The organism is Streptomyces scabiei 87.22 (assembly GCF_000091305.1).
In the GTDB taxonomy this organism is placed as follows: Bacteria; Actinomycetota; Actinomycetes; order Streptomycetales; family Streptomycetaceae; genus Streptomyces; species Streptomyces scabiei.
Map to the genome: position 1 here is coordinate 8,297,505 of NC_013929.1, position 26,172 is coordinate 8,323,676.

The 26,172-nt window shown below is 70.4% G+C and carries 25 protein-coding genes; 24 read left to right on the top strand and 1 reads right to left on the bottom strand.

Going from position 1 to position 26,172, the window contains the following annotated elements; translation table 11 throughout:
- The first annotated feature begins 122 nt into the window (after window positions 1–122).
- From SCAB_RS35945 to nusB, 13 genes are all read left to right on the top strand, one after another.
- Window positions 123–569, top strand: a complete 447-nt coding sequence (locus tag SCAB_RS35945) for a DUF948 domain-containing protein (protein WP_037725681.1) — start codon at window positions 123–125, stop codon at window positions 567–569.
- A 7-nt stretch (window positions 570–576) separates the two neighbouring features.
- Window positions 577–951 (top strand): hypothetical protein, encoded by a 375-nt coding sequence (locus SCAB_RS35950; protein ID WP_013005021.1) that lies wholly within the window; start codon window positions 577–579, stop codon window positions 949–951.
- A complete protein-coding gene (alaS, locus tag SCAB_RS35955) occupies window positions 951–3,623 on the top strand; it encodes an alanine--tRNA ligase (protein ID WP_013005022.1) in 2,673 nt (890 codons plus the stop codon). The genes SCAB_RS35950 and alaS overlap by 1 nt, the downstream gene beginning before the upstream one ends.
- Window positions 3,624–3,661: 38 nt before the next feature.
- Window positions 3,662–4,126 carry a Holliday junction resolvase RuvX gene (gene ruvX, locus SCAB_RS35960; RefSeq protein ID WP_013005023.1) on the top strand — a complete coding sequence of 155 codons (465 nt, stop codon included), beginning with the start codon at window positions 3,662–3,664 and terminating at the stop codon, window positions 4,124–4,126.
- Window positions 4,127–4,250: 124 nt separating this feature from the next.
- Window positions 4,251–6,068 carry an endolytic transglycosylase MltG gene (gene mltG / locus SCAB_RS35965; RefSeq protein ID WP_049875799.1) on the top strand — a complete coding sequence of 606 codons (1,818 nt, stop codon included), beginning with the start codon at window positions 4,251–4,253 and terminating at the stop codon, window positions 6,066–6,068.
- Window positions 6,065–6,904, top strand: coding sequence for a shikimate dehydrogenase (locus tag SCAB_RS35970; protein WP_013005025.1), 840 nt, complete (start codon window positions 6,065–6,067; stop codon window positions 6,902–6,904). The genes mltG and SCAB_RS35970 overlap by 4 nt, the downstream gene beginning before the upstream one ends.
- Window positions 6,905–7,132: 228 nt before the next feature.
- The gene (aroC, locus tag SCAB_RS35975) at window positions 7,133–8,317 is read left to right on the top strand and encodes a chorismate synthase (RefSeq protein WP_013005026.1); all 1,185 of its coding nucleotides are present in this window, start codon (window positions 7,133–7,135) and stop codon (window positions 8,315–8,317) included.
- Window positions 8,314–8,832, top strand: coding sequence for a shikimate kinase (locus SCAB_RS35980; RefSeq protein WP_013005027.1), 519 nt, complete (start codon window positions 8,314–8,316; stop codon window positions 8,830–8,832). The genes aroC and SCAB_RS35980 overlap by 4 nt, the downstream gene beginning before the upstream one ends.
- On the top strand, window positions 8,829–9,920 hold the full coding sequence (aroB, locus tag SCAB_RS35985; protein ID WP_013005028.1) for a 3-dehydroquinate synthase: 1,092 nt from the start codon (window positions 8,829–8,831) through the stop codon (window positions 9,918–9,920). Before SCAB_RS35980 ends, aroB begins: the two co-directional genes overlap by 4 nt.
- 177 nt (window positions 9,921–10,097) lie before the next feature.
- The gene (locus tag SCAB_RS35995) at window positions 10,098–11,018 is read left to right on the top strand and encodes an AAA family ATPase (protein WP_013005029.1); all 921 of its coding nucleotides are present in this window, start codon (window positions 10,098–10,100) and stop codon (window positions 11,016–11,018) included.
- A 542-nt stretch (window positions 11,019–11,560) separates the two neighbouring features.
- Window positions 11,561–12,667, top strand: coding sequence for an aminopeptidase P family protein (locus SCAB_RS36000; protein WP_013005030.1), 1,107 nt, complete (start codon window positions 11,561–11,563; stop codon window positions 12,665–12,667).
- Between the two features lie 59 nt (window positions 12,668–12,726).
- Window positions 12,727–13,293, top strand: coding sequence for an elongation factor P (gene efp / locus SCAB_RS36005; protein WP_005485474.1), 567 nt, complete (start codon window positions 12,727–12,729; stop codon window positions 13,291–13,293).
- 2 nt (window positions 13,294–13,295) lie between these two features.
- Window positions 13,296–13,730 carry a transcription antitermination factor NusB gene (gene nusB / locus SCAB_RS36010; RefSeq protein WP_013005031.1) on the top strand — a complete coding sequence of 145 codons (435 nt, stop codon included), beginning with the start codon at window positions 13,296–13,298 and terminating at the stop codon, window positions 13,728–13,730.
- A 112-nt stretch (window positions 13,731–13,842) separates the two neighbouring features.
- Here nusB and bldD read toward each other — a convergent pair whose 3' ends face one another.
- Entirely contained in the window at window positions 13,843–14,343 is a 501-nt protein-coding gene (gene bldD / locus SCAB_RS36015) for a transcriptional regulator BldD (protein WP_005485476.1), read from the bottom strand.
- Window positions 14,344–14,562: 219 nt separating this feature from the next.
- Between bldD and pyrR the strand changes: the two genes are divergently transcribed.
- The 11 genes from pyrR (at window position 14,563) to rpoZ (ending at window position 26,126) form a co-directional block, all read left to right on the top strand.
- Window positions 14,563–15,162 carry a bifunctional pyr operon transcriptional regulator/uracil phosphoribosyltransferase PyrR gene (pyrR, locus tag SCAB_RS36020; RefSeq protein ID WP_013005032.1) on the top strand — a complete coding sequence of 200 codons (600 nt, stop codon included), beginning with the start codon at window positions 14,563–14,565 and terminating at the stop codon, window positions 15,160–15,162.
- 89 nt (window positions 15,163–15,251) lie between these two features.
- Window positions 15,252–16,232, top strand: a complete 981-nt coding sequence (locus SCAB_RS36025; RefSeq protein ID WP_013005033.1) for an aspartate carbamoyltransferase catalytic subunit — start codon at window positions 15,252–15,254, stop codon at window positions 16,230–16,232.
- 4 nt (window positions 16,233–16,236) lie between these two features.
- Window positions 16,237–17,523, top strand: a complete 1,287-nt coding sequence (locus SCAB_RS36030) for a dihydroorotase (protein ID WP_013005034.1) — start codon at window positions 16,237–16,239, stop codon at window positions 17,521–17,523.
- Window positions 17,520–18,086 carry a PH-like domain-containing protein gene (locus SCAB_RS36035; protein ID WP_013005035.1) on the top strand — a complete coding sequence of 189 codons (567 nt, stop codon included), beginning with the start codon at window positions 17,520–17,522 and terminating at the stop codon, window positions 18,084–18,086. The genes SCAB_RS36030 and SCAB_RS36035 overlap by 4 nt, the downstream gene beginning before the upstream one ends.
- Window positions 18,083–19,225, top strand: coding sequence for a glutamine-hydrolyzing carbamoyl-phosphate synthase small subunit (gene carA, locus SCAB_RS36040; protein WP_013005036.1), 1,143 nt, complete (start codon window positions 18,083–18,085; stop codon window positions 19,223–19,225). The genes SCAB_RS36035 and carA overlap by 4 nt, the downstream gene beginning before the upstream one ends.
- The gene (carB, locus tag SCAB_RS36045; RefSeq protein WP_013005037.1) at window positions 19,218–22,526 is read left to right on the top strand and encodes a carbamoyl-phosphate synthase large subunit; all 3,309 of its coding nucleotides are present in this window, start codon (window positions 19,218–19,220) and stop codon (window positions 22,524–22,526) included. Before carA ends, carB begins: the two co-directional genes overlap by 8 nt.
- Window positions 22,527–22,606: 80 nt before the next feature.
- Window positions 22,607–23,713, top strand: coding sequence for a quinone-dependent dihydroorotate dehydrogenase (locus SCAB_RS36050; RefSeq protein ID WP_037725774.1), 1,107 nt, complete (start codon window positions 22,607–22,609; stop codon window positions 23,711–23,713).
- Window positions 23,710–24,561, top strand: a complete 852-nt coding sequence (gene pyrF / locus SCAB_RS36055; RefSeq protein ID WP_013005039.1) for an orotidine-5'-phosphate decarboxylase — start codon at window positions 23,710–23,712, stop codon at window positions 24,559–24,561. Before SCAB_RS36050 ends, pyrF begins: the two co-directional genes overlap by 4 nt.
- A gap of 253 nt (window positions 24,562–24,814) precedes the next feature.
- Entirely contained in the window at window positions 24,815–25,138 is a 324-nt protein-coding gene (locus tag SCAB_RS36060) for an integration host factor (RefSeq protein WP_003977346.1), read from the top strand.
- Between the two features lie 60 nt (window positions 25,139–25,198).
- On the top strand, window positions 25,199–25,792 hold the full coding sequence (gmk, locus tag SCAB_RS36065; RefSeq protein WP_013005040.1) for a guanylate kinase: 594 nt from the start codon (window positions 25,199–25,201) through the stop codon (window positions 25,790–25,792).
- A gap of 64 nt (window positions 25,793–25,856) precedes the next feature.
- Window positions 25,857–26,126 carry a DNA-directed RNA polymerase subunit omega gene (gene rpoZ / locus SCAB_RS36070; RefSeq protein ID WP_005485492.1) on the top strand — a complete coding sequence of 90 codons (270 nt, stop codon included), beginning with the start codon at window positions 25,857–25,859 and terminating at the stop codon, window positions 26,124–26,126.
- Window positions 26,127–26,172 lie beyond the last annotated feature (46 nt).

The following is a 26,172-nucleotide window of genomic DNA, read 5'->3' on the forward strand; positions in this document are numbered from 1 at the left end:
CGGAGTGGCACCGAGGGCGTGCCGATAGGCATTAATGCGGTACTGAGCGATCGCTGCGGCGCGATAGGCTCGGGACACGAGTTTCCGACGTTCAGGCATGTTCCAGGGAGCGGGTGCAGACAGTGTCCGGTGGAGAGGTGGCCGGGATCCTGGTGGCCGTCTTCTGGGCGATCCTGGTCTCCTTCCTCGCCGTCGCGCTGGCGAGGCTGGCCCAGACGCTCAGGGCGACCACCAAGCTCGTCGCGGACGTGACCGACCAGGCCGTCCCCCTCCTCGCCGACGCGTCCACCGCGGTGCGTTCCGCGCAGACCCAGATCGAGCGGGTCGACGCCATCGCGTCGGACGTCCAGGAGGTCACGTCGAACGCCTCGGCGCTCTCCACGACCGTCGCGTCCACCTTCGGCGGCCCCCTCGTCAAGGTCGCCGCCTTCGGCTACGGCGTACGCCGGGCCATGGGCGGCCGCCGGGAGGGCGAGTCCGCCGAGGAGCGGCGTCGTACCGTGATCGTGGGACGCACCGTCGCGGGCCCCCGCCGGAGCAGGCGTGACACCCGTGGAAAGAAGGACTGACCGAGCGATGTTCCGCCGTACGTTCTGGTTCACCACAGGGGTCGCCGCCGGAGTGTGGGCCACCACCAAGGTCAACCGCAAGCTCAAGCAGCTCACCCCGGAGCACCTCGCCGGCCAGGCCGCGCACAAGGCGGTCGAGGCGGGCCACAGGCTCAAGGACCGGGCGGTCGGCTTCGCGCTCGACGTCCGCGACAACATGGCCCGGCGGGAGGCCGAACTCGGCGAGGCACTCGGCATCGAGGCCGATCCCGACCGCCACCCGGAACTGCCCGCCCCGAGGCGTGTCGTCGCCATCGAGAACAGCAACCCCCCGAAGTACAGCAGGAATCCGAGGTACGTCGACAGCTCGTCGTACCCGCACAACCGGAATGAGGACCACTGATGGAGTCGGCCGAGATTCGTCGCCGCTGGTTGAGCTTCTTCGAGGAGCGCGGTCACACCGTTGTCCCTTCGGCGTCGCTCATCGCGGACGACCCGACTCTGCTCCTGGTCAACGCCGGCATGGTCCCTTTCAAGCCGTACTTCCTCGGTGAGGTCAAGCCCTCCTTCGACCGCGCCACCAGCGTGCAGAAGTGCGTCCGGACGCCGGACATCGAAGAGGTCGGCAAGACCACCCGGCACGGCACGTTCTTCCAGATGTGCGGCAACTTCTCCTTCGGCGACTACTTCAAGGAAGGCGCCATCCAGCACGCCTGGGAGCTGCTCACCAGCCCCCAGGACAAGGGCGGTTACGGCCTGGAGCCCGAGAAGCTCTGGATCACCGTCTACAAGGACGACGACGAGGCCGAGCGCATCTGGCACGAGCAGATCGGCGTGCCGAAGGAGCGCATCCAGCGCCTCGGCAAGAAGGACAACTACTGGTCCATGGGCGTTCCCGGCCCGTGCGGCCCTTGTTCCGAGATCAACTACGACCGCGGCCCCGAGTTCGGCGTCGAGGGCGGCCCGGCCGTCAACGACGAGCGGTACGTGGAGATCTGGAACCTGGTCTTCATGCAGTACGAGCGCGGTGAGGGCACCTCCAAGGAGGACTTCGAGATCCTCGGCGAGCTGCCCAGCAAGAACATCGACACGGGCCTCGGCCTGGAGCGCCTCGCCATGATTCTGCAGGGCGTGCAGAACCTGTACGAGATCGACACCTCCATGGCCGTCATCGACAAGGCCACCGAGATCACCGGTGTCCGCTACGGCGACGCCCACGCCTCCGACGTCTCCCTGCGCGTGGTCACCGACCACATCCGCACCGCCGTGATGCTCATCGGCGACGGCGTCACCCCGGGCAACGAGGGCCGCGGCTACGTCCTGCGCCGCATCATGCGCCGCGCCATCCGCAACATGCGCCTGCTCGGTGCCACCGGCCCGGTCGTCCAGGACCTCATCGACGTCGTCATCGGCATGATGGGGCAGCAGTACCCGGAGCTCGTCACCGACCGCAAGCGCATCGAGACGGTGGCCCTCGCCGAGGAGGCCGCCTTCCTCAAGGCCCTCAAGGGCGGCACCAACATTCTCGACACCGCCGTCACCGAGACCAAGCAGGCCGGCGGCCAGGTCCTCTCCGGCGACAAGGCGTTCCTGCTCCACGACACCTGGGGCTTCCCGATCGACCTCACCCTGGAGATGGCCGCCGAACAGGGCCTCTCCGTGGACGAGGACGGCTTCCGCCGCCTGATGAAGGAGCAGCGGGACCGCGCCAAGGCCGACGCCCGCGCCAAGAAGACCGGCCACGCCGACCTCGGCGCCTACCGCGAGATCGCCGACGCCGCCGGGGAGACCGAGTTCATCGGCTACTCGGACACCGAGGGCGAGTCCACGGTCGTCGGCATCCTCGTCGACGGGCTCTCCTCGCCCGCCGCCACCGAGGGCGACGAGGTCGAGATCGTCCTCGACCGCACCCCCTTCTACGCCGAGGGCGGCGGCCAGATCGGCGACACCGGCCGGATCAGGGTCGACTCCGGTGCCGTCATCGAGATCCGCGACTGCCAGAAGCCGGTCCCGGGCGTCTACGTCCACAAGGGCGTCGTCCAGGTCGGCGAGGTGACCGTCGGCGCCAAGGCCCAGGCCTCGATCGACGGACGCCGCCGCACCGCCATCGCCCGCGCCCACTCGGCCACCCACCTCACCCACCAGGCCCTGCGCGACGCCCTCGGCCCGACGGCCGCCCAGGCCGGTTCCGAGAACCAGCCCGGCCGCTTCCGCTTCGACTTCGGCTCGCCGTCCGCCGTGCCGACGGCCGTGATGACCGACGTCGAGCAGAAGATCAACGAGGTGCTCTCCCGGGACCTGGACGTCCACGCGGAGATCCTGAGCCTCGACGAGGCCAAGAAGCAGGGCGCCATCGCCGAGTTCGGCGAGAAGTACGGCGAGCGGGTCCGCGTCGTCACCATCGGCGACTTCTCCAAGGAGCTGTGCGGCGGCACGCACGTCCACAACACCTCGCAGCTCGGCCTGGTCAAGCTGCTCGGCGAGTCCTCCATCGGCTCCGGCGTGCGCCGGATCGAGGCCCTGGTCGGCGTGGACGCCTACAACTTCCTCGCCCGTGAGCACACGGTCGTCGCCCAGCTCCAGGAGCTGATCAAGGGCCGTCCGGAGGAGCTCCCGGAGAAGGTTTCGGCCATGCTCGGCAAGCTGAAGGACGCCGAGAAGGAGATCGAGAAGTTCCGCGCCGAGAAGGTGCTGCAGGCCGCCGCGGGCCTCGCCGAGTCCGCCAAGGACGTGTCCGGCGTCGCCGTGGTGACCGGCCAGGTCCCGGACGGCACCACCGCCGACGACCTCCGCAAGCTGGTGCTCGACGTGCGCGGACGCATCCAGGGCGGCCGAGCCGCCGTGGTCGCCCTCTTCACCGCCGTGAACGGCAAGCCGCTGACGGTCATCGCCACCAACGAGGCCGCCCGCGAGCGCGGCCTGAAGGCCGGCGACCTGGTCCGCACGGCCGCCAAGACCCTCGGCGGCGGCGGTGGCGGCAAGCCGGACGTCGCCCAGGGCGGCGGCCAGAACCCGGCCGCCATCGGCGAGGCCGTGGACGCGGTGGAGCGCCTGGTCGCCGAGACGGCCAAGTGAACACGACCGATCACACGAGCGGGGACGACGGCCCGGTCATGCGCCGCGGCCGTCGGCTCGCGCTCGATGTCGGCGACGCCCGGATCGGGGTCGCCTCCTGCGACCCCGACGGGATCCTCGCCACCCCGGTCGAGACCGTTCCCGGACGCGACGTCCCCGCAGCCCAGCGGCGATTGAGACAACTCGTCGACGAGTACGTACCCATGGAAGTAATCGTCGGACTCCCTCGCTCCCTCAAGGGGGGCGAGGGGCCCGCCGCAGTCAAGGTACGGGGATTCGCCCAGGAACTGGCCCGCATGATCGCGCCGGTCCCGGTCAGACTCCTCGACGAGAGGATGACCACGGTGACGGCCGGTCAGGGTCTGCGCGCTTCGGGAGTGAAATCCAAGAAGGGCAGGTCGGTCATCGACCAGGCGGCGGCGGTGATCATCCTGCAACAGGCGCTGGAATCCGAACGGATGTCAGGTAAAGCTCCGGGCGAGGGCGTCGAAGTGGTCATCTGATCGCGATACGGTAACGTTCCGCGCGATGCGGTGGCCTTCGAACAGCCACCGCACAAAAAGAGGCGGGGACGAACGCCGAGCCACAGGCCCCGCGTGACCGCCGCCTCGCGGCTCTAGGGGATCGATGACTGAGTATGGCCGGGGCCCGGGCTCCGAACCGTGGCATCCGGACGACCCGTTGTACGGGGACGCCGGATGGGACGGACAGCAGGCCCAGGGCCAGCCGTCCTCCTACGGCGGCCGGCCGCAGCAGCACTACCCGGAGCAGCAGCAGTACCAGCAGCAGTACGACAACGGCAACGCCGCCTGGAACAACGGCCATCAGGGCCACCAGGACGCCTATGCCCAGCAGCAGTACCAGCAGGAGTACGGCGACCCCGCGCAGCAGTACGCCGACCAGAACCAGCATCAGCAGCAGTACGCCGGCCACGGCCAGCAGCAGTACGACCACACGGGCCACAACGGCTGGGACGACGGAACACACCAGCACACACAGGGCGCCTACGTCGCGGACCCGGCCGACCCCTACGCGGCACAGCAGCAGGCCATGGCCTACGGCGGCGGCCAACAGGACTTCTACGGCACGCCGGACGCGTATCCGCCGCCGGAGCCGCCCTCACGCCGTGGGACGGAATCCGCGGCAGCGCCCGCGCCCGCACCGGAGCCCGCGCCCGAACCCGAGGAGCAGCCGGCCGCCGAGCGGACCGACTGGGATCCCGGCCCGGACCAGGGCGAGCACGCGTTCTTCGCCGGTGGCGGTGACGACGATGACGACGAGTCCGAGGGCCGGAGCCGGGCGGACCGGAAAGGCCGCGGCGGTAAGTCCGGCAAAGGCGGGAAGCCGGGCAAGGGCGGGAAGAAGCGCCGCAGCGGTTGCGCCTGCCTGGTGGTCGTCATGGTCTTCGGCGGCGGTTTCGCGGGTGTCAGTTACTTCGGCTATCAGTTCTACCAGAGCCGTTTCGCCGAGACCCCCGACTACGAGGGGGACGGTACGAACGAGACCGTGACGATCACGGTCGACAAGGGTGAATTCGGTTCGGCGATCGGACAGAAACTGAAGAGGGCTGGGGTCGTCAAGAGTGTGGATGCCTTCACGAACGCCCTGGCGCAGCTTCCCGACAAGGACCAGATCCAGGCGGGCGTCTATCTCCTGAAAAAGGAGATGTCCGCCGAAAAGGCCATCGCTCTGATGCTCGATCCGAAGAGCCAGAGCAATTTCACAGTCACCGAAGGCGAGCGGAACAACGTCGTCTACGTCAAGATCGACAAGGAATTGGGTCTTGACAAGGGCACGACTCAGGACGTCGCCGAAAAGAAGTGGGAGACCCTCGGTCTCCCCGACTGGGCGAACGACAACAAGGACATCAAGGATCCGCTGGAAGGATTCCTCTACCCGTCCACCTATCCGGTCGCCGAGGGCATGAAGCCCGAGGCCGTCCTGAAGGAAATGGTCGACCTCGCCAAGGCGAAGTACGAGGCGATGGACCTGGAGGGCAGGGCCAAGGGGCTGAAGCTGGAGAATCCGCTCCAGGTGCTCACCGTGGCGAGCCTCGTCCAGGCGGAAGGGTTCAGCAGGAAGGACTTCGAGAAGGTCGCGAGGGTCGTCTACAACCGGCTCGACAAGAACAACACCGAGACCTACGGACTGCTCGACTTCGACTCCACCGTGAACTACCTGCGCGGGGAGTCCAAGCTGGCCACGGGCTCGGTCAACTCGCTCCGGCAGATCAACGACCCGTACAACACGTACAAGATCAAAGGTCTGCCGCCCGGCCCGATCGACAACCCGGGCGAAGTGGCCATCAAGGCGGCACTCAAGCCGGCCAAGGGCGACTGGTACTACTTCGTGTCGATCAGCAAGGAAGAGACGCTGTTCGCCGTGACCAACGAAGAGCACAACAGGAACCGCAAGAAGTACGAGGAAGCCCAGAACGGACGATGAGCCGCACCTCCACCAAGTACCGGGCCGCCGTGCTCGGTTCGCCGATCGCCCACTCGCTGTCGCCGGTGCTGCACCGGGCCGCGTACGCCGAACTCGGGCTCACCGACCGGACGTACGACCGTTTCGAGGTCGACGAGGAGGCGCTGCCCGGCTTCGTCGAGCAGCTCGGGCCGGAGTGGGCCGGGCTGTCGCTGACGATGCCGCTCAAGCGGGCGGTCATTCCGCTGCTGGACGAGATCAGCGAGACGGCGGCCTCCGTGGAGACCGTCAACACGCTGGTGTTCGCGGAGGACGGGCGGCGGGTCGGCGACAACACCGACATCCCCGGGATGGTCGCCGCCCTGCGGGAGCGCGGCATCGAGCAGGTGGAGTCGGCGGCCGTCCTCGGCGCGGGAGCCACCGCCTCCTCCGCGCTGGCCGCGCTCGCCCGGATCTGTACCGGTGAGGTCGTGGCGTACGTCCGCAGCGAGGCCCGGGCCGCCGAGATGCGGCAGTGGGGCGAGCGGCTGGAGGTCGAGGTGCGTACGGCGGACTGGGCGGAGGGCGGGCGCGCGCTCAGCGCCCCCCTCGTCATCGCCACGACCCCGGCCGGGGCGACGGACGCGCTGTCCGGTGCGGTGCCGGAGATGCCGGCCACCTTGTTCGACGTGCTGTACCACCCCTGGCCCACGGAGCTGGCCGCGCGGTGGTCCGCGTACGGCGGGGCGGTGGTCAGCGGGCTCGATCTGCTGGTGCACCAGGCCGTGCTGCAGGTCGAGCAGATGACCGGGTGCAAAACGGCTCCCGTGAGCGCGATGAGGCGGGCCGGGGAACGGGCGCTGGCCGAGCGCGGCTGAAGCTTTACGGGCACGCGGAGAAGGGCCGGTCCGAGGGGGCGGCCGGTGGCGAGGAACCGCCGTACGTGCCGTCCGCCTGATGGACCTGCGGCCGGGGTCCCGCCCCGGACGTGGGAGGATCGGAGGCGGCGGGCCGGGGCCGCGCACCGGTAGCCGTCGCCGTACGCGAGGAAACGCGTACACGCAGACAGGACGACGCAAGTACCGGACGCGAGCATAGGAGCACCGTTGAGCAGGTTGCGCTGGCTGACCGCGGGGGAGTCCCACGGTCCCGCACTCGTCGCGACGCTGGAGGGTCTTCCCGCCGGCGTGCCGATCACCACGGAGCTGGTGGCGGACCACCTGGCCCGGCGACGCCTGGGCTATGGGCGCGGGGCGCGGATGAAGTTCGAGCGCGACGAGGTCACCTTCCTCGGCGGTGTGCGGCACGGACTGTCCATGGGCTCGCCGGTGGCGATCATGGTGGGCAACACCGAGTGGCCGAAGTGGGAGCAGGTCATGTCGGCCGACCCGGTCGACCCGGAGATCCTCGCCGGCCTCGCCCGTAACGCCCCACTAACCCGTCCCCGCCCCGGTCACGCCGACCTGGCGGGCATGCAGAAGTACGGCTTCGACGAGGCCCGGCCCATCCTGGAGCGGGCCTCCGCCCGGGAGACCGCGGCCCGGGTCGCCCTCGGCGCCGTCGCCCGGTCGTACCTCAAGGAGACGACCGGCATCGAGATCGTCAGCCACGTCGTGGAGCTGGCGGCCGCGAAGGCTCCGCAGGGCGTGTACCCCACGCCCGCCGACGTGGAGAAGCTGGACGCGGACCCCGTGCGCTGCCTGGACGCGGACGCGTCGAAGGCGATGGTCGCGGAGATCGACCAGGCCCACAAGGACGGCGACACCCTCGGCGGCGTCGTCGAGATCCTGGCGTACGGCGTGCCCGTGGGCCTCGGCTCGCACGTCCACTGGGACCGCAAGCTGGACGCCCGCCTCGCCGGCGCGCTGATGGGCATCCAGGCGATCAAGGGCGTCGAGATCGGCGACGGCTTCGAGCTGGCGCGGGTGCCCGGCTCCAAGGCGCACGACGAGATCGTGAACACCCCCGAGGGCATCCGGCGCGTCTCCGGCCGTTCCGGTGGCACCGAGGGCGGTCTCACCACCGGTGAGCTGCTGCGGGTCCGGGCCGCGATGAAGCCGATCGCGACCGTGCCGCGCGCCCTGCAGACCGTGGACGTCACCACCGGTGAGGCCACGCAGGCCCACCACCAGCGCTCCGACGTCTCCGCCGTGCCGGCCGCCGGCATCGTCGCCGAGGCGATGGTGGCCCTGGTGCTGGCCGACGCGGTGGCCGAGAAGTTCGGCGGCGACAGCGTCGCCGAGACCGCCCGCAACGTCCGTTCCTACCTCGACCACCTCGCGATCCGATGAGCCCGGTGCCTCTGGTGGTTCTCGTCGGCCCCATGGGTGTCGGCAAGTCCACCGTCGGACAGCTGCTCGCCGAGCGGCTCGGTGTCGCCTACCGCGACACCGACGACGACATCGTGGCCGAGCAGGGCCGCGAGATCGCGGAGATCTTCCTCGACGAGGGCGAGGCCGCCTTCCGCGCCATCGAGAAGCAGGCCGTGCGTACGGCGCTCGCGTCTCATGACGGCGTCCTGGCCCTCGGTGGCGGTGCGATCCTCGACGCGGACACGCGCGCCCTGTTGTCCGGGCAACGGGTCGTCTACCTCTCCATGGATGTCGAGGAGGCGGTCAAGCGCACCGGCCTCAACGCCGCCCGCCCCCTGCTGGCCGTCAACCCCCGCAAGCAGTGGCGGGAGTTGATGGACGCCCGGCGGAGCCTGTACGAGGAGGTCGCCACGGCTGTCGTCGCCACCGACGGCCGTACGCCCGAGGAAGTCACCCGAGCGGCGCTGGACGCACTGGAGTTGAAGGAAGCATGAGCGAGACAGTGACCCGTATCCAGGTCGGCGGTACGGCGGGCACCGAGCCGTACGAGGTCCTGGTGGGGCGTCAACTCCTCGGTGAACTCGGCGGGTTGATCGGTAACCGGGTCAAGCGGGTGGCCGTGATCCACCCCGAGGCGCTGGCGGACACCGGGGAGGCCCTGCGGGCCGATCTGGCCGGGCAGGGCTTCGAGACCGTGGCCATCCAGGTGCCGAACGCGGAGGAGGCCAAGACCGCCGAGGTCGCCGCCTACTGCTGGAAGGCGCTGGGGCAGTCCGGGTTCACCCGTACCGATGTGATCGTCGGCGTCGGCGGTGGCGCCACCACCGACCTCGCCGGGTTCGTGGCGGCGACCTGGCTGCGCGGCGTCCGCTGGATCGCCGTCCCCACCACCGTCCTGGCCATGGTGGACGCGGCCGTCGGCGGCAAGACCGGCATCAACACCGCCGAGGGCAAGAACCTGGTCGGCTCCTTCCACCCGCCGGCCGGTGTCCTGTGCGACCTTGCCGCGCTGGACTCGCTGCCGGTCAACGACTACGTCTCCGGGCTCGCCGAGATCATCAAGGCCGGGTTCATCGCGGATCCGGTGATCCTGGACCTGGTCGAGTCCGACCCGCAGGCGGCCCGCACGCCGGCCGGGCCGCACACCTCGGAGCTGATCGAGCGGTCGATCCGGGTCAAGGCCGAGGTCGTCTCCGGCGACCTCAAGGAGTCCGGCCGCCGCGAGATCCTCAACTACGGGCACACGCTCGCCCACGCGATCGAGAAGAACGAGCGCTACCAGTGGCGGCACGGCGCGGCCGTGTCCGTGGGCATGCACTTCGCCGCCGAACTGGGCCGACTGGCGGGCCGGTTGGACGACGCGACCGCCGACCGCCACCGCACGGTCCTCGAAGCGGTCGGGCTGCCGCTGCACTACCGCTACGACCAGTGGCCGAAGCTCCTGGAGACCATGAAGGTCGACAAGAAGTCGCGGGGGGACCTGCTCCGCTTCATCGTCCTGGACGGCCTGGCCAAGCCGACCGTCCTGGAAGGGCCCGATCCGGCGATCCTCCTCGCCGCCTACGGCGAAGTGGGCCAGTAACACCCACTCGGGCCGCTCTTGCCCGATTCGCCTTGTGTCCCTGGCCACTTGGGCACTTCGGGCTGTCCCCGGCCGTTCACCAAACGACGGCCGGGGACGGTACCGTTCGGTAGGGGCGGGGTCGACAGGCCCCGCCCGCCAGTGTCGATGTGACTGTACGAGACGGAGTGGCACCGGATGCAGGACGCAGTGGGAGCTCCGCTGCCGCCGCCCCACCGGCCGGGGCAGGACCCGGCGGCCCCCTGGCCGCCGGCCGCGAACCCGCAGGGACGCCCGGCCCCCCCTCACCCGGGAGCCCCCGGCCCCCATCCGCCCCGGCATCCCATGCCCCCGGGCGGTCACCCGGGCCCGGTGCCGCCGCCCCCGCCCGCGCCCATGGCCCCGCCACCGGCCGCGCCCGCCGGCCCCGCCGCCCCGCCCGCACCGGGCTTCACCGGCAGCCCCGGGGTGCCGCGTGACACCACCACCGGACACGTGCCACTGCCGCCGGGCGGGCCGGTCACCATGCCGCCGCCCGCCACCGGCGCGCCGGACGTCACCAGCACCACGCTCGCGGTGCTGCTCATCGGCCCCGCCGGAGCCGGCAAGACCAGCGTCGCCAAGTACTGGGCGGACCACCGCCGGGTGCCCACCGCGCACATCAGCCTGGACGACGTACGGGAGTGGGTGCGCTCGGGCTTCGCGGACCCCCAGTCCGGCTGGAACGACAACTCCGAGGCGCAGTACCGCCTCGCCCGCCGTACCTGCGGATTCTCCGCCCGGAACTTCCTGGCCAACGGCATCTCCTGCATCCTCGACGACGCCGTCTTCCCCGACCGCCCGGTCGTCGGCCTCGGCGGCTGGAAGCGGCACGTCGGCCCCGGGCTGCTGCCCGTCGTCCTCCTGCCGGGCCTGGAGATTGTCCTGGAACGCAACGCCGAGCGCTCGGGCAACCGCCGCCTCACCGACGAGGAGGTCGCCCGCATCCACGGCCGAATGGCGGGCTGGTACGGCTCGGGCCTCCCGATCATCGACAACTCCCAGCTGGACGTCCCGGCCACGGCCCGAGTCCTGGACGAGGTCCTGGCCCGATCGATAGCAAGCCCCCCCAAGTGGTAACCACCTGAACGACGCCGAATGCGCCCCCGCCAGGGGCGCGGGGAACGGCGCGACCGCCCCCCACCGACGCGCGGCCGGCTCACTTGCTCCGCCCACGAGGCCACTGGCCCCCGCTCAGCCAGCACCCGCCGGTCCGCTTCGCCGCCGTCCAGGGGCGCGGGGAACGGCGCGACCGACCCCCCCACCGACGTGCAGCCGGCTCACTTGCTCCGCCCACGAGGCCACTGGCCCCCGCTCAGCCAGCACCCGCCGGTCCGCCCCGCCGCCGTCCAGGGGCGCGGGGAACGGCGCGACCGACCCCCCCACCGACGCGCGGCCGGCTCACTTGCTCCGCCCACGAGGCCACTGGCCCCCGCTCAGCCAGCACCCGCCGGTCCGCCCCGACGCCGTCCAGGGGCGCGGGGAACGGCGCGACAAGCCCCCACCAGCCCGCAGCCGGCACTCAACCTCCCACCCCACCCACACGCCCCGCCCCCCACCCCGCGCCCCCACTCGGCCCCGCCCAACCAGCGCCCGCCCAGCGAAGCTCATACGCTCGGGACATGTCTGAGGTCTACGCGGCCCGCAGAGCCCGGCTGAGAGAACGCTGCCAGGCCGGCGGCAGCCAATCCGCACTCGTGACCCGCCCCGCCAACGTGCGCTACCTCGCCGGAGCGGCACCGCGAGGCGCGGCGCTGCTGCTCGGCAGGAGGGAGGACGTCCTCCTCTGCGAGGCACCGCCGAGCGGCGAGATCGGCGAGGGCCGGCCCGACGACGCCGTACGCGTGCAGGTGCTGCCGCGGCCCGGTGGCGACCCCGCGGTCGCGGCCGCCGACCTGGCCACCGCCCTGGGCGCCGACTGTCTGGCCCTGGAGGAGCACCACCTCACCATGGCCCGGCACCGAGCCATCCGCTCCGTCACGCCCCGGCTGCGGCTCGCCGACCTCGGCGGCGCGGTGGAGCAGCTGAGGGTGATCAAGGATGAGGAGGAGATCTCCTGTCTGCGCATCGGCGCGGAGATCGCCGACCAGGCGCTGGGCGAACTGCTCGAATCGATCCTCGTCGGCCGCACCGAGCGTCACCTCGCCCTGGAACTGGAGCGCCGGCTCGTCGACCACGGAGCCGACGGTCCGGCCTTCGCCACCTCCGTCGCCGCCGGCCCGAACTCCGGCCGGCCCGGTCACCGCCCCACCGATCGCCGGGTCGAGGAGGGCGACTTCCTCTCCGTCTGTCTCGGGGCGACCTACCGCGGCTACCGCTGCGAGATCGGCCGTACGTTCGTGATCGGCACCTCTCCGGCCGACTGGCAGATCGAGCTGTACGACCTGGTCTTCGCAGCCCAGCGGGCCGGACGAGAAGCCCTGACCCCCGGCGCGGCCTACCGCGAGGTGGACCGCGCGGCTCGGCAGGTCCTGGACTCCGCGGGGTACGGAGAAGGGCTGCCGGTGATGACGGGGCACGGGGTCGGACTCGAAATCCACGAGGACCCGCAGTTGGCCCCCGCGGCCATGGGTAAACTGGACGCTTGCGTGCCGGTCACCGTCGAACCGGGGGTCCACCTCCCGGGCCGGGGCGGAGTCCGGATCGATGACACGCTCGTCGTACGCCCAGAGGCGGACGGCGGACCCGAGCTACTCACCATCACGACCAAGGAGCTGCTCGCGCTCTAGCTCATCGGCTGGGCGCGTGGCCCGGGGTCGTCCACGTCAGTCCAGGAGATTCCGCAACCGTGGCTTCCACGAACGACCTCAAGAACGGCCTGGTGCTCAAGCTCGACGGGGGCCAGCTCTGGTCCGTCGTCGAGTTCCAGCACGTCAAGCCCGGCAAGGGCCCGGCCTTCGTGCGCACCAAGCTCAAGAACGTGCTCTCCGGCAAGGTCGTCGACAAGACGTTCAACGCCGGCGTCAAGGTCGAGACGGCCACTGTCGACAAGCGCGACATGCAGTTCTCCTACATGGACGGCGAGTACTTCGTCTTCATGGACATGGAGACCTACGACCAGCTCATGGTCGACCGCAAGGCCGTCGGCGACGCCGCCAACTTCCTGATCGAGGGCTTCACCGCCACCGTCGCGCAGCACGAGGGCGAGGTGCTCTTCGTCGAGCTGCCGGCCGCCGTCGAGCTCGTGATCCAGGAGACCGAGCCGGGCGTCCAGGGCGACCGCTCCACCGGTGGCACCAAGCCCGCCACCCTGGAGACCGGTCACCAGATCCAGGTGCCGCTCTTCATCACCACCGGCGAGAAGATCAAGGTCGACACCCGCACCAGCGACTACCTCGGCCGGGTGAACAGCTAACCGTGGCTGCCCGTAACACGGCCCGCAAGCGTGCCTTCCAGATCCTCTTCGAGGGTGACCAGCGCGGGGCCGACGTCCTGACCGTCCTCGCGGACTGGATCCGGCACGCCCACAACGACACCCGGCAGCCTCCGGTCAGCGAGTACACCATGCAGCTGGTCGAGGGGTACTCGGAGCACGCCAGGCGGATCGACGAGTTGATCGCGCAGTACTCGGTGGGGTGGACGCTCGACCGGATGCCGGTCGTCGACCGCAACATCCTGCGGCTCGGCGCGTACGAGCTGATCTGGGTCGACGCGACCCCGGACGCGGTGGTGCTGGACGAGATGGTGCAGCTGGCGAAGGAGTTCTCCACGGACGACTCGCCGTCCTTCGTGAACGGTCTGCTCGGCCGGCTGAAGGACCTCAAGCCCTCGCTCCGCCGGGAAACCGAGTAGGCAGTCGAGCAGGCAGGAACAACGGGGAAAGCGAAAAGCCGCCGGGGTGGCCCGAACCGACTGGTTCGGGCCACCCCGGCGGCACGTTTCTGCTGGGCTCCGCCCGGAGGGGTCAGGCGTCCTCGTGGGTGACCGCGCGGCGCGCGTCCGCGTCCAGGACGCCCCAGCTGATCAGCTGCTCGGTGAGGACCGAGGGGGACTGGTCGTAGATGACGGCGAGTGTGCGCAGGTCGTCCTGGCGGATCGAGAGCACCTTGCCGTTGTAGTCGCCGCGCTGGGACTGGATCGTCGCAGCGTAGCGCTGCAGCGGGCCCGCCTTCTCGGCCGGCACGTGGGCGAGGCGCTCAAGATCCAGCACGAGCTTCGGCGGCGGCTCGGCGGCGCCGCCCGGGGTCGTACCGGGAAGAAGCTCCTGCACGGGGACCCCGTAGAAGTCCGCCAGCTCCGCGAGGCGCTGCACGGTGACGGCGCGGTCGCCGCGCTCGTACGAACCGACCACGACCGCCTTCCAGCGTCCCTGGGACTTCTCCTCGACACCGTGGAGGGAAAGGCCCTGCTGGGTGCGGATGGCCCGGAGCTTGGCCCCGAGCTGTTTGGCGTATTCGCTGGACATATAGCTCCCCGGACGAAGGCTGGTGACTCACTGTGAGGTTACGCAGCGTGACTCTGCTCCGTCAAGCCGAATGGTCCGGACCGACTCTTCCGTGGTATCCGAGATCCGTTGGGCCAGGGGGGTGATCTGGGGCGATGCGAGGGCCTGCTACCGTGGACGGCGCAATTCCGACGTCCTTTAAGGTCCGTCCCGTGAGGCGGAGAAGGAGGTCCGTTTCATATGGACACGCAAGAGACTCCGCAAGGAGACCCCCGCCAGGACGCGCAGACGTCCGATGCCAGGCCCGTTCTCGAAGGCCCCGACATCGCGCGCGTACTGACCCGCATCGCCCACGAGATCGTCGAACGCGCCAAGGGCGCCGACGACGTGGTGCTCCTCGGCATTCCGACGCGCGGTGTCTTCCTCGCCCAGCGGCTCGCCGCCAAGCTGGAGGAGATCACCGACCGCAGGATCCCGGTCGGTTCGCTCGACATCACCATGTACCGCGACGACCTGCGCATGCACCCGCCGCGTGCGCTGGCCCGCACCGAGATCCCCGGTGACGGCATCGACGGCCGGCTGGTCGTCCTCGTCGACGACGTGCTCTTCTCCGGCCGGACGATCCGCGCGGCACTCGACGCGCTGAACGACATCGGCCGTCCGCGCGCCGTCCAGCTCGCGGTCCTCGTCGACCGCGGCCACCGCGAACTGCCCATCCGCGCCGACTACGTCGGCAAGAACCTCCCCACGTCGCTGCGGGAGACGGTCAAGGTCCAGCTCGCCGAGGAAGACGGTCGGGACACCGTCCTGCTCGGTGCGAAGCGGACCGCCCAGCAGTAGCACGCGCGCGTACGGCCCCGCGCCGTACGTCCCTTCGCGATGCCCCTGACTGCCCGTAATCTCCCGAACTGCCTTACGGAGCCTGAAAGATGCAGCGTCATCTCATCTCGGCCGCCGACCTCACCCGCGACGACGCCGTCCTGATCCTCGACACCGCCGAGGAGATGGCCCGGGTCGCCGACCGGCCGATCAAGAAACTGCCGACCCTGCGCGGCCGGACGATCGTCAACCTCTTCTTCGAGGACTCCACCCGCACCCGGATCTCCTTCGAGGCAGCCGAGAAGCGTCTGTCCGCCGACGTCATCAACTTCACCGCCAAGGGATCGAGCGTGTCGAAGGGCGAGTCCCTGAAGGACACCGCCCAGACCCTCGAAGCCATGGGCGTCGACGCCGTCGTCATCCGGCACGGCGCCTCGGGGGCCCCGTACCGGCTGGCGACCTCCGGCTGGATCGACGCCGCCGTGATCAACGCGGGCGACGGCACCCACCAGCACCCCACCCAGGCCCTGCTGGACGCCTTCACCATGCGCCGCCGCCTCGTCGGCCGGGACGCCGGACTCGGCCAGGACCTCTCCGGCAAGCGCATCACGCTCGTCGGCGACGTCCTGCACAGCCGGGTCGCCCGCTCCAACGTGGACCTGCTGCACACCCTCGGCGCCCAGGTCACCCTGGTCGCCCCGCCCACCCTGGTGCCGGTCGGCGTCCACACCTGGCCCTGCGAGGTCAGCTACGACCTCGACAGCACCCTCGCCAAGTCCGACGCGGTGATGATGCTGCGCGTCCAGCGGGAGCGGATGAACGCGGCGTTCTTCCCCACCGAGCGCGAGTACTCGCGGCGCTACGGCCTCGACGGCGACCGCATGGCCCGCATGCCCGAGCACGCCATCGTGATGCACCCCGGCCCGATGGTCCGCGGCATGGAGATCACCGCCGAGGTCGCCGACTCCGACCGCTGCACCGTCGTCGAGCAGGTCGCCAACGGCGTCTCCATCCGGATGGCCGTGCTGTACCTGCTGCTCGGCGGCAACGAACCGGCCGTCACCCACACCCGCACCACCGAGGAGAAGTAAGACCATGAGCAAGATCCTGATCCGTGGTGCGAAGGTGCTGGGCGGCGAGCCGCAGGACGTCCTGATCGACGGCGAGATCATCGCGGAGATCGGTACCGGGCTGTCCGCCGAGGACGCCCAGGTCGTCGAGGCCGACGGCCAGGTGCTCCTGCCGGGCCTGGTCGACCTGCACACCCATCTGCGCGAGCCCGGCCGCGAGGACTCCGAGACCGTGCTGACCGGCACGCGCGCGGCGGCCTCCGGCGGCTACACGGCCGTCTTCGCCATGGCCAACACCTTCCCCGTCGCCGACACGGCCGGTGTGGTCGAGCAGGTCTACCGGCTCGGGCAGGAGCACGGCTACTGCGACGTCCAGCCCATCGGCGCCGTCACCGTCGGCCTGGAGGGCAGGAAGCTCGCCGAGCTGGGCGCGATGCACGAGTCGGCCGCCGGGGTCACCGTCTTCTCGGACGACGGCAAGTGCGTCGACGACGCGGTGATCATGCGCCGGGCCCTGGAGTACGTGAAGGCGTTCGGCGGGGTCGTCGCCCAGCACGCGCAGGAGCCCCGGCTGACCGAGGGCGCCCAGATGAACGAGGGCGTCATCTCCGCCGAGCTGGGCCTCGGCGGCTGGCCCGCGGTGGCCGAAGAATCGATCATCGCCCGGGATGTCCTGCTCGCCGAGCACGTCGGCTCCCGCGTCCACATCTGCCACCTGTCGACCGCCGGGTCCGTCGAGATCGTCCGCTGGGCCAAGTCCCGCGGCATCGACGTCACCGCCGAGGTCACCCCGCACCACCTCCTCCTCACCGACGAGCTGGTGCGCTCCTACAACCCGGTCTACAAGGTCAACCCGCCGCTGCGCACCGAGCGCGACGTGCTGGCCCTGCGCGAGGCGCTCGCCGACGGCACGATCGACATCGTCGCCACCGACCACGCCCCGCACCCCCACGAGGACAAGGACTGCGAGTGGGCCGCCGCGGCCATGGGCATGGTCGGCCTGGAGACCGCGCTGTCCGTGGTCCAGGAGACGATGGTCGCCACCGGTCTGCTCGACTGGGCGGGCGTCGCGGACCGTATGTCGGTCAAGCCCGCGAAGATCGGCGGGGCGGCCGGGCACGGACGTCCCGTCTCGGCAGGTGAGCCCGCCAACCTCACGCTCGTCGACACGGCATACCGTGGGTCGGTGGATCCCGCGGGCTTCGCCTCGCGCAGCCGCAACACCCCCTACGAGGGCCGCGAGCTGCCGGGCCGTGTCACGCACACGTGGCTGCGGGGCAAGGCCACGCTCGTCGACGGGAAGCTCACGTGACACCTGTAATTCTGCTGGCCGCCGAGAAGGAATCGGCCGAGGTCACCGACTGGGCCGCGCGTATCGGCTGGGTCGTCGGACTCGCCCTGTTCGTCGCGCTCGTCTACTGGCTGATGCGCGAGGGCTGGAGCTGGCGCGGCACGCTCCAGGGCGATCTGCCCGAGCTGCCCGACGCGCCGGACGAGCCGGGCGAGGCCAGACTGGGCATGAGCGGCCGGTACCACGGCTCCACCACCGCCGGGCAGTGGCTCGACCGGATCGTGGCGCACGGCCTGGGCGCCCGCAGCCGGGTCGAGCTGACGCTGACGGACGCCGGCCTGGACGTCGTCCGCCCGGGAGCGACCGACTTCTTCGTGCCGGCCGGCGCCCTGCGCGAGGCCCGCCTCGACAAGGGCATCGCCGGCAAGGTCCTCACCGAGGGCGGACTGCTGGTCGTCACCTGGGAGCACGGCGGCAAGCTGCTCGACTCCGGGTTCCGCTCCGACCGCGCGGCCGAGCACAACGAGTGGGTCGAGACCCTGAACCAGATGATCACTACGACGGAAACGGAAGGCGCACGATGACGACCTCCACCCGGGGAGCCACCAGGGTTCCCGCCGTACTCGTCCTGGAGGACGGCCGGATCTTCCGCGGCCGTGCCTACGGGGCCGTGGGGGTGACCTTCGGCGAGGCCGTGTTCTCCACCGGGATGACCGGCTACCAGGAGACCCTCACGGACCCGTCGTACCACCGCCAGGTGGTCGTCATGACCGCCCCGCACGTCGGCAACACCGGCGTCAACGACGAGGACCCCGAGTCCCGGAAGATCTGGGTCTCCGGCTACGTCGTCCGCGACCCCGCGCGCGTGCCCTCCAACTGGCGCTCCCGCCGCTCCCTGGACGACGAACTGCGCGCCCAGGGCGTCGTCGGCATCTCCGGCATCGACACCCGCGCCCTCACCCGCCACCTGCGCGAGCGCGGCGCGATGCGCGTCGGCATCTTCTCCGGCAACGCGCTGCCCGACGAGGGCGTCATGCTCACCGAGGTCCGCGAGGCCCCCGAGATGAAGGGCGCGAACCTCTCCGCGGAGGTCGCGACCAAGGAGACGTACGTCGTCCCCGCGATCGGCACGAAGAAGTTCACCGTCGCCGCCGTGGACCTCGGCATCAAGGGCATGACCCCGCACCGCATGGCCGAGCGCGGCATCGAGGTGCACGTCCTGCCGGCCACGGCGACCGCCGAGGACGTCTACGCCGTGAACCCCGACGGTGTCTTCTTCTCCAACGGCCCCGGCGACCCCGCCACCGCCGACCACGCCGTCTCCGTCATGCGGGCGGTCCTGGAGCGCTCCACCCCGCTCTTCGGCATCTGCTTCGGCAACCAGATCCTCGGCCGCGCCCTCGGCTTCGGCACCTACAAGCTGAAGTACGGCCACCGGGGCATCAACCAGCCCGTGCAGGACCGTACGACCGGCAAGGTCGAGGTCACCGCGCACAACCACGGCTTCGCCGTCGACGCTCCGCTCGACCAGGTCTCCGAGACCCCCTTCGGCCGCGCCGAGGTCTCCCACGTGTGCCTCAACGACAACGTGGTGGAGGGGCTCCAGCTCCTCGACCGCCCGGCCTTCAGCGTCCAGTACCACCCCGAAGCGGCAGCGGGCCCGCACGACGCCGCCTACCTGTTCGACCGCTTCGTATCCCTGATGGAGGGCCAGCGTGCCTAAGCGCACCGATATCCAGTCCGTCCTGGTCATCGGCTCCGGCCCGATCGTCATCGGCCAGGCCGCCGAGTTCGACTACTCCGGCACCCAGGCGTGCCGCGTGCTCAAGGCCGAGGGCCTGCGCGTCGTCCTGGTCAACTCCAACCCGGCGACGATCATGACCGACCCGGAGATCGCCGACGCCACCTACGTCGAGCCGATCACCCCGGAGTTCGTCGAGAAGATCATCGCCAAGGAGCGCCCCGACACGCTCCTGCCCACCCTGGGCGGTCAGACGGCCCTCAACACGGCCATCTCGCTGCACGAGGCCGGGACGCTGGAGAAGTACGGCGTCGAACTGATCGGCGCCAACGTCGAGGCCATCAACAAGGGCGAGGACCGCGACCTCTTCAAGGACGTCGTCGAGGCCGTCCGTGCCAAGATCGGGCACGGCGAGTCCGCCCGCTCGGTCATCTGCCATTCCATGGACGACGTGATCAAGGGCGTCGACACCCTCGGCGGCTACCCCGTCGTCGTCCGCCCCTCCTTCACCATGGGCGGCGCCGGCTCCGGCTTCGCGCACGACGAGGAGGAACTGCGCCGCATCGCCGGCCAGGGCCTCACCCTCTCGCCGACCACCGAGGTGCTCCTGGAGGAGTCCATCCTCGGCTGGAAGGAGTACGAGCTGGAGCTGATGCGCGACAAGAACGACAACGTCGTGGTCGTCTGCTCCATCGAGAACTTCGACCCCATGGGCGTGCACACCGGCGACTCGATCACGGTCGCGCCCGCGATGACCCTGACCGACCGCGAGTACCAGGTGCTGCGTGACGTCGGCATCGCGATCATCCGCGAGGTCGGCGTCGACACCGGCGGCTGCAACATCCAGTTCGCGGTGAACCCCGAGGACGGCCGGGTCATCGTCATCGAGATGAACCCGCGCGTGTCGCGGTCCTCCGCCCTCGCCTCCAAGGCGACCGGCTTCCCGATCGCCAAGATCGCCGCCAAGCTGGCCGTCGGCTACACGCTCGACGAGATCCCCAACGACATCACCGAGCAGACCCCGGCCTCCTTCGAGCCGACGCTCGACTACGTCGTCGTCAAGGCCCCGCGGTTCGCCTTCGAGAAGTTCCCCTCCGCGGACTCCTCCCTGACCACGACCATGAAGTCGGTCGGCGAGGCCATGGCGATCGGCCGCAACTTCACCGAGGCGCTGCAGAAGGCGCTGCGGTCGCTGGAGAAGAAGGGCAGCCAGTTCACCTTCGTCGGCGAGCCCGGCGACAAGGCCCTCCTCCTCGAAGAGGCCGTCCGGCCGACCGACGGCCGGATCAACACCGTCATGCAGGCCGTCCGCGCGGGCGCCACGCCCGAGGAGGTCTTCGAGGCCACGAAGATCGACCCGTGGTTCGTCGACCAGCTCTTCCTGATCAAGGAGATCGCGGACGAGCTGGCCGAGGCCGACAAGCTCGACCCGGAGCTGCTGGCCGAGGCCAAGCGGCACGGCTTCTCCGACCAGCAGATCGCCGAGATCCGCGGGCTGCGCGAGGACGTCGTGCGCGAGGTGCGGCACGCGCTGGGCGTGCGCCCGGTCTACAAGACGGTCGACACCTGCGCCGCCGAGTTCGCCGCGAGGACGCCGTACTTCTACTCCTCGTACGACGAGGAGACGGAGGTCGCCCCGCGCGAGAAGCCGGCCGTGATCATCCTCGGATCGGGCCCGAACCGCATCGGCCAGGGCATCGAGTTCGACTACTCCTGCGTCCACGCCTCCTTCGCGCTGAGCGACGCGGGCTACGAGACCGTGATGGTCAACTGCAACCCGGAGACCGTCTCGACCGACTACGACACCTCCGACCGCCTGTACTTCGAGCCGCTGACGCTGGAGGACGTGCTGGAGATCGTGCACGCCGAGTCGCTGGCCGGGCCGATCGCGGGTGTCGTCGTCCAGCTCGGCGGCCAGACCCCGCTGGGCCTGTCGCAGGCGCTCAAGGACAACGGCGTCCCCGTCGTCGGCACCTCCCCGGAGGCCATCCACGCCGCCGAGGACCGCGGCGCCTTCGGCCAGGTGCTCGCCGAGGCGGGCCTGCCCGCGCCGAAGCACGGCACGGCCACCACCTTCGCCGGCGCCAAGGCCATCGCCGACGAGATCGGCTACCCGGTCCTCGTCCGCCCGTCCTACGTGCTCGGCGGACGCGGCATGGAGATCGTGTACGACGAGGCCCGCCTGGAGTCGTACATCGCCGAGTCGACCGAGATCAGCCCCTCCCGGCCGGTCCTGGTCGACCGCTTCCTCGACGACGCCATCGAGATCGACGTGGACGCCCTGTACGACGGCCACGAGCTGTACCTCGGCGGCGTCATGGAGCACATCGAGGAGGCCGGCATCCACTCCGGCGACTCGGCGTGCGCCCTGCCCCCGATCACCCTCGGCGGCTTCGACATCAAGCGCCTGCGGGCCTCCACCGAGGCGATCGCCAAGGGCGTCGGCGTACGCGGTCTGATCAACATCCAGTTCGCGATGGCCGGGGACATCCTCTACGTCCTGGAGGCCAACCCGCGCGCCTCCCGCACCGTCCCCTTCACCTCGAAGGCGACCGCGGTGCCGCTGGCCAAGGCCGCCGCCCGGATCTCGCTGGGCGCGACCATCGCCGAGCTGCGGACGGAGGGACTGCTTCCGGCCAACGGCGACGGCGGGGAGCTGCCGCTCGACGCGCCGATCTCCGTCAAGGAGGCCGTGATGCCCTGGTCGCGCTTCCGCGACATCCACGGGCGCGGCGTCGACACCATCCTCGGCCCGGAGATGCGCTCCACCGGCGAGGTCATGGGCATCGACTCGGTCTTCGGCACGGCGTACGCCAAGTCGCAGGCCGGCGCCTACGGGCCGCTGCCCACCAAGGGCCGCGCGTTCATCTCGGTCGCCAACCGCGACAAGCGTTCGATGATCTTCCCGGCGCGCGAGCTGGTCGCGCACGGCTTCGAACTGCTCGCCACGTCCGGCACGGCCGAGGTCCTCAAGCGCAACGGCATCAACGCCACCGTCGTGCGCAAGCAGTCCGAGGGCACCGGCCCGAACGGCGAGAAGACCATCGTCCAGCTCATCCACGACGGCGAGGTCGACCTCATCGTCAACACCCCGTACGGCACCGGCGGCCGCCTCGACGGCTACGACATCCGTACGGCGGCCGTGGCCCGGTCCGTGCCCTGCCTGACGACGGTCCAGGCGCTCGCCGCGGCCGTCCAGGGCATCGACGCGCTCAACCACGGCGACGTGGGCGTGCGCTCGCTCCAGGAACACGCGGAACACCTGATCGCGGCCCGCGACTAGCAGCCCTGAGGGGGACACCGGAAACGGTGTCCCCCTCTTCGCGAGACCTCTTCGTGAGGCGCTCCTTCGAGGACAGGAACATGTACAAGATCTTCTTCCGGCTCGTCTTCCGACGGATGGATCCCGAGCAGGCCCACCACCTGGCCTTCCGCTGGATCCGCCTCGCCGCCCGCGTCCCCGTCCTGCGCACCTTCGTCGCCGCCGCGCTCGCGCCCCGCTACGAGGAGCTGCGCACCGAGGCGTTCGGGCTGCGCATGCACGGCCCCTTCGGGCTGGCCGCCGGGTTCGACAAGAACGCCGTCGCTGTCGACGGGATGTCGATGCTCGGCTTCGACCACGTCGAGATCGGCACGGTCACCGGCGAGGCCCAGCCCGGCAACCCCAAGCAGCGGCTGTTCCGCCTGGTCGCCGACCGCGCCCTGATCAACCGCATGGGCTTCAACAACGAGGGCTCCCTCGCCGTCGCCGCCCGCCTGGCCTCCCGGACGCCCGTGTTCAGGACGGTCGTGGGTGTCAACATCGGCAAGACCAAGGTCGTCCCGGAGGAGGAGGCCGCGCAGGACTACGTGAAGTCCACCGAGCGCCTCGCCGCGTACGCCGACTACCTCGTCGTCAACGTCTCCTCGCCCAACACGCCCGGCCTGCGCAACCTCCAGGCCACCGAGGCGCTGCGGCCGCTGCTCACCGCCGTGCGCGAGGCCGCCGACCGCACGGTCCGCACCCGCCGCGTCCCGCTGCTGGTGAAGATCGCGCCGGACCTCGCCGACGAGGACGTCGACGCGGTCGCCGACCTCGCCGTGGAACTCGGCCTGGACGGGATCATCGCCACGAACACCACTATCGCGCGCGAGGGCCTCGGCCTCACCTCCGACCCCGCCCTCGTGAAGGAGACGGGCGGTCTCTCCGGCGCCCCCGTCAAGGCCCGCTCCCTCGCGGTCCTGCGCCGCCTCTACGCGCGCGTGGGCGACCGGATCACCCTGGTGGGCGTCGGCGGCGTCGAGAACGCCGAGGACGCCTGGCAGCGCATCCTGGCGGGCGCCACGCTGGTCCAGGGCTACAGCGCCTTCGTCTACGAGGGCCCCTTCTGGGCCCGCGCCGTGCACAAGGGCCTGGCCGCCCGCCTGCGCACCAGCCCGTACGCCACTCTCGCCGACGCCGTCGGCGCCGACGTGAGGAAGACCGTATGACCGAGCCCTTCGGCGCACGGCTGCGCCGGTCCATGGACGAGCGCGGGCCGCTCTGCGTGGGCATCGACCCGCACGCCTCCCTGCTGGCCGACTGGGGCCTGAACGACGACATCGCGGGCCTGGAGCGCTTCAGCCGCACGGTCGTCGAGGCCCTGGCGGACCGGGTGGCCGTCCTCAAGCCGCAGAGCGCGTTCTTCGAACGCTTCGGGTCCCGGGGCGTCGCCGTGCTGGAGAGGTCCGTCCAGGAGGCGCGGTCCGCCGGCGCGCTGGTCGTCATGGACGCCAAGCGGGGCGACATCGGCTCCACCATGGCCGCGTACGCCGAGACCTTCCTGCACAAGGACGCGCCCCTGTTCTCGGACGCGCTGACGGTCTCGCCGTACCTCGGCTACGGCTCCCTGAAGCCCGCCGTGGCCCTGGCGCGCGAGAACGGGGCCGGACTCTTCGTGCTGGCCCTCACCTCGAACCCGGAGGGCGGCGAGGTCCAGCACGCCCTGCGCGGCGACGGACGGAACGTGGGCGCGACCATGCTGGCGCACCTGGCGGCAGAGAACGCCGGCGAGGCGCCGCTGGGGTCCTTCGGCGCCGTCGTCGGCGCCACGCTCGGTGACCTCTCGTCCTACGACCTGAACATCGGCGGTCCCCTCCTGGCACCCGGGATCGGTGCCCAGGGAGCCACCCCGGCCGATCTTCCGGCGGTCTTCGGGAGCGCCGTGCGTCAGGTCGTCCCGAACGTCAGCCGGGGTGTCCTTCGTCACGGTCCCGCCATCGTCGCTCTGCGTGACGCCTCGGATCGTTTCGCGGACGAGATCCGCACCGCGACCGCCGCCGCCCGAGACCTCCGATGAGTGCCGGGAGGCGGTTCCCGGACGGCTTGAGTCTGAATACATTCTCAAATCCGGGGCATTATGCGGCTTATGTCCGACTCCATGGAGGCTGACCAGGACTTTTCCGCTGTTCTCGCTGACTCCGGCGGACTTGGCCGCTAGTCTCCGAGCAGGGTCGACGGGCAAGCGTGTTGCTCGTGGCACCCCAGGTGAGGGGCGACTAGGTTCCTCACCGGTCCGTATCCGACAGTTCGACATCCGAGGTGACGTAGGCGTGGCTCTTCCGCCCCTTACCCCTGAACAGCGCGCAGCCGCGCTCGAAAAGGCCGCCGCGGCTCGCCGGGAGCGGGCCGAGGTCAAGAATCGACTCAAGCACTCCGGCGCCTCCCTGCACGAGGTCATCAAGCAGGGCCAGGAGAACGACGTCATCGGCAAGATGAAGGTCTCCGCCCTGCTCGAGTCCCTGCCGGGCGTGGGCAAGGTCCGCGCCAAGCAGATCATGGAGCGACTGGGCATCTCCGAGAGCCGTCGTGTCCGCGGCCTCGGTTCCAACCAGATCGCCTCCCTGGAGCGTGAGTTCGGCAGCACCGGTTCCTGATCCCGTCCCCTGACGGGAAGGGAGTCCCGGGCACTCCGGGATTGCTGGAATAATCGCTGCATGGCTGCAACATTCCGGGGGACGACCCCCGAGCCCCCGGACGTACGTCCGCGGCTGACCGTGCTCTCCGGCCCCTCCGGGGTCGGCAAGAGCACGGTCGTCGCCCATATGCGCAAGGCGCACCCCGAGGTCTGGCTCTCGGTGTCGGCGACGACCCGCAAGCCGCGCCCCGGTGAGCGGAACGGAGTCCACTACTTCTTCGTCACCGACGAGGAGATGGACAAGCTGATCGCCAACGGCGAGCTGCTGGAGTGGGCCGAGTTCGCCGGCAACCGCTACGGCACTCCCCGGGCCGCCGTGCTCGAACGCCTGGAGAAGGGTGAGCCGGTTCTGCTGGAGATCGACCTCCAGGGCGCACGGCAGGTCCGCGAGACCATGCCGGACGCCCAGCTGGTCTTCCTGGCGCCTCCCTCCTGGGACGAGCTGGTGCGCCGGCTCACCGGGCGGGGCACCGAACCGCCCGAGGTGATCGAACGCCGCCTGGAGGCGGCCAAGATCGAGCTGGCGGCCGAGCCGGAGTTCGACGTCACCCTGGTCAACACCTCCGTCGAGGACGTGGCTCGCGAGCTGCTAGCCTTGGTGGATGTTGTGTGATCACGGGTTCTGTCCGTTTTCTGTGATCACGACCGATCTTTTCCCATCCATCGGAAGGTAGAGCGTGTCCTCTTCCATCTCCGCGCCCGAGGGCATCATCAACCCGCCGATCGACGAGCTCCTCGAGGCAACCGACTCGAAGTACAGCCTCGTGATCTACGCGGCCAAGCGTGCTCGCCAGATCAACGCGTACTACTCGCAGCTCGGCGAGGGTCTCCTCGAGTACGTCGGTCCTCTCGTCGACACCCATGTGCACGAGAAGCCGCTCTCGATCGCCCTGCGCGAGATCAACGCGGGTCTGCTGACGTCCGAGGCCGTCGAAGGCCCCGCGTAAGTCGTATCAGCGGATCGCGGTAGGTTTTTCCACAGGCCCGGCAGAG

Bases quoted from the DNA above. Each gene is read 5' to 3' on its own strand.
- SCAB_RS35950 (WP_013005021.1), top strand. From the start codon at position 577: ATGTTCCGCCGTACGTTCTGGTTCACCACAGGGGTCGCCGCCGGAGTG.
- alaS (WP_013005022.1), top strand. From the start codon at position 951: ATGGAGTCGGCCGAGATTCGTCGCCGCTGGTTGAGCTTCTTCGAGGAG.
- ruvX (WP_013005023.1), top strand. From the start codon at position 3,662: ATGCGCCGCGGCCGTCGGCTCGCGCTCGATGTCGGCGACGCCCGGATC.
- mltG (WP_049875799.1), top strand. From the start codon at position 4,251: ATGACTGAGTATGGCCGGGGCCCGGGCTCCGAACCGTGGCATCCGGAC.
- SCAB_RS35970 (WP_013005025.1), top strand. From the start codon at position 6,065: ATGAGCCGCACCTCCACCAAGTACCGGGCCGCCGTGCTCGGTTCGCCG.
- SCAB_RS35980 (WP_013005027.1), top strand. From the start codon at position 8,314: ATGAGCCCGGTGCCTCTGGTGGTTCTCGTCGGCCCCATGGGTGTCGGC.
- aroB (WP_013005028.1), top strand. From the start codon at position 8,829: ATGAGCGAGACAGTGACCCGTATCCAGGTCGGCGGTACGGCGGGCACC.
- SCAB_RS35995 (WP_013005029.1), top strand. From the start codon at position 10,098: ATGCAGGACGCAGTGGGAGCTCCGCTGCCGCCGCCCCACCGGCCGGGG.
- SCAB_RS36000 (WP_013005030.1), top strand. From the start codon at position 11,561: ATGTCTGAGGTCTACGCGGCCCGCAGAGCCCGGCTGAGAGAACGCTGC.
- bldD (WP_005485476.1), bottom strand. From the start codon at position 14,343: ATGTCCAGCGAATACGCCAAACAGCTCGGGGCCAAGCTCCGGGCCATC.
- pyrR (WP_013005032.1), top strand. From the start codon at position 14,563: ATGGACACGCAAGAGACTCCGCAAGGAGACCCCCGCCAGGACGCGCAG.
- SCAB_RS36025 (WP_013005033.1), top strand. From the start codon at position 15,252: ATGCAGCGTCATCTCATCTCGGCCGCCGACCTCACCCGCGACGACGCC.
- SCAB_RS36030 (WP_013005034.1), top strand. From the start codon at position 16,237: ATGAGCAAGATCCTGATCCGTGGTGCGAAGGTGCTGGGCGGCGAGCCG.
- carA (WP_013005036.1), top strand. From the start codon at position 18,083: ATGACGACCTCCACCCGGGGAGCCACCAGGGTTCCCGCCGTACTCGTC.
- SCAB_RS36050 (WP_037725774.1), top strand. From the start codon at position 22,607: ATGTACAAGATCTTCTTCCGGCTCGTCTTCCGACGGATGGATCCCGAG.
- pyrF (WP_013005039.1), top strand. From the start codon at position 23,710: ATGACCGAGCCCTTCGGCGCACGGCTGCGCCGGTCCATGGACGAGCGC.
- gmk (WP_013005040.1), top strand. From the start codon at position 25,199: ATGGCTGCAACATTCCGGGGGACGACCCCCGAGCCCCCGGACGTACGT.